Annotated in this window: 1 protein-coding gene; it reads left to right on the top strand. The window is 47.5% G+C overall.

Annotation, left to right across the window (positions count from 1 at the left end):
- On the top strand, positions 1-1,035 hold a 1,035-nt coding region (locus tag KDK17_RS06610; RefSeq protein ID WP_257287652.1), incomplete at both ends, for a transglutaminase-like domain-containing protein.

Genomic DNA, 1,035 nt, shown 5'->3' with positions numbered 1-1,035 from the left:
GTGTGCCTGTTTTTATTGCTTTTTGTCGTTATTTTGGCATTCCATGTCGGCAAATTGCTAACCGCACCCACGCCTTTGCAGAGTGTTCCGCAGATGGAGGCCAAACCTGGATGTCAGTGGATTTGGGTGGGGCACCTGTCGAGGCAACAGAAATTCTGCCTGACTTCCAGCCCACCAGGAAGGTCAGTGCTTCCGGTACTGAGTCCAGGCAGAGTAGACAACTCCTGAGTGATGTCCTGAAAGGGGCTGATTTAGCACAACAGCAAGCTCTGGCAAAAGCCTGTGGCATGAGTTTTGAGGGACTGAAAAAAACGCTGGAGACAAACGGTGCATTGCCAAAAATCAATCTGAGTACTCTCGAAATTGTAAGGAACCTATGGCAGAGACTGGATTTACCCGGTTTTTCCATGGGTGTCTCAATGTTACTGGAGATAGAAACATTGAGTGAAGACGAAAAGACATTGATCGGCGATCTGCCTCCCAACGTGAAATGTTGCTATAAACCGATGTCGTTGGCATTAAGAGAAATATTGCCCAACAGTGATGCAAACCAGGTCATTGAACTGCTCAAGTCATTGCACTCAAAAATGGTTGTTCAGAGCGGAGCAAGCCCACAGCAGTGGTTGAGTTCAATGTTGTACATTCTGAAATACAGCAACTTAGCCGAGCCTTCGGTTATTCGCTTTGCCCATGAAGCTCTGACTTCGGGCTGGCTGGATCCACAGCCGATGTATGAGAGTTATATTGCAGATGCCCTTCAGCACCATGAGCTATTGATGCGTCTGAAAGATGTCGATGAACTGGAGGTTGAAGCCGCTCATTCTCTGAAAAAGTGGTATCAGGCATTGCTGTCCGGGGAAAAAAATAGCCAGGAATGGCGGTTGGCTTATAAAGTCATTCAGGAGAAAGAAGTCGGTGCCTTTTTCGTCACTCATTGTCATGAAGGGTTTTCGCCCTTCTTTGAAGAGAACATTGCCAATCCATCTTTAAAGGACGTCTGGACGGACCAACCTGAGGGCGTCCCGAATATAGACC

Source organism: Endozoicomonas sp. SESOKO2, from assembly GCF_024606245.1.
GTDB lineage: Bacteria > Pseudomonadota > Gammaproteobacteria > Pseudomonadales > Endozoicomonadaceae > Endozoicomonas_A.
This window is presented reverse-complemented; position numbering and strand designations above follow the sequence as displayed.